The sequence below is a fragment of the Micrococcus sp. KRD070 genome, from assembly GCF_017168435.1.
Classification (GTDB): domain Bacteria; phylum Actinomycetota; class Actinomycetes; order Actinomycetales; family Micrococcaceae; genus Micrococcus; species Micrococcus luteus.
In genome coordinates this window covers 1-1,218 of sequence record NZ_JABFNH010000047.1, presented here as the reverse complement: position 1 = coordinate 1,218, position 1,218 = coordinate 1, and the positions used below count along the sequence as shown (strand labels likewise).

At 72.9% G+C, this 1,218-nt stretch carries 1 protein-coding gene; it reads left to right on the top strand.

The window, feature by feature from the left end; translation table 11 throughout:
- Window positions 1-72 precede the first annotated feature (72 nt).
- On the top strand, window positions 73-1,218 hold a 1,146-nt coding region (locus J1M38_RS11590; RefSeq protein WP_206501272.1), incomplete at its 3' end, for an acyltransferase family protein.

The window sequence follows — 1,218 nt, the reverse complement described above, 5'->3', positions numbered from 1 at the left end:
CTTCTGGGCGTTCCGCGCGATGTGGCGGCGGAGCCTCCTTCCCCTGCCCCGCCACGTCACCCCGGAGCCGCCATGTCCACCACGCCGACCCCGCCCATGTCCCACGGGTCCACCCCCAGCCGGATGACCTGGATGGACGCGATGCGCGGATTCGCCGTGCTGCTGGTGATGTTCACCCACACCTACACGATGCCGCAGGGCCTCGACGCGACCTTCAGCTCCGTGGCGTTCGCGAACGTGGTGCAGGTGTTCCAGTCGTGGCGGATGCCGATGCTCGTGTTCCTGTCCGGCGTCCTGCTGCCCCGCTCCGTGTCCAAGCCGCTGGGCACGTACTACCGCGGCAAGGCGGAGCGGATCCTGTGGCCGTTCCTCGTCTGGATGGTCGTGCTGGCGCTGGCCACGGGCAGGCCCGGGTCCCTGCTGTCCGGCGAGTTCTGGCGCGGTGGCGCGTGGCACCTGTGGTTCCTGTGGGTGCTCATGCTCTGCTATCTCATCGGCCCGGTGATCCGCCGTGTCCCGGCGCTGGTGGTCGCGGCCGTCCTCTTCGTGCTGCTCCTGGAGTTCGTCAGCGGCCCCCGCGACTGGGTGCGTCCCCTGTACTGGGGTGTGTACTTCTTCCTCGGTGCCGCGTCCGCGCGACTGCTCCCCCGGATCCGCACGGCGCCGGCCGCCCTGGGTGTGATCGCGGTGATCCTGATGGTGCTCACCGTGACGGCCACGCGCACCGGCGCGCTCGTGGTGGCGGAGCGCCAGCCCTGGTCCGTGTTCGCTGCTCTGCCGGGGATCCTCGTGGTGCTGTGGCTCGGCCCGCGCCTGCCCCGTCTGCCGTTCCTCGAGTTCTGCGGCCGCCGCTCGATGGTCCTCTACGTCGCCCACATGCCGGTGCTGATCCTGGCGGTGGCGGCCTTCCGCGACCTCGCCGCGGTCCGCCCGGTCGACTTCTACGTGGCCATCGCGTCGTTCACGTTCCTCGTCCCGCTCGCCCTCGCGCTCGGCTACCGACGGGTGCGCTGGCTCTTCGAGTTCCCGACGGCGGGACGCGGCCGGGAGCGGCCACGCACCCGGGCAGCGGTCCCGGAGGCGGCCGACGCCGTGCCGGCGCAGACCGCCGAGCCCGCCCCGACGACGGCGCCCCTGCCGGTCGTCGAGCCGCAGTCCACCGCGGGGCCGGCCCCGGCCACCGAGCCGGCGTCCGACGCACCCGCCCAGGTCCCCCGC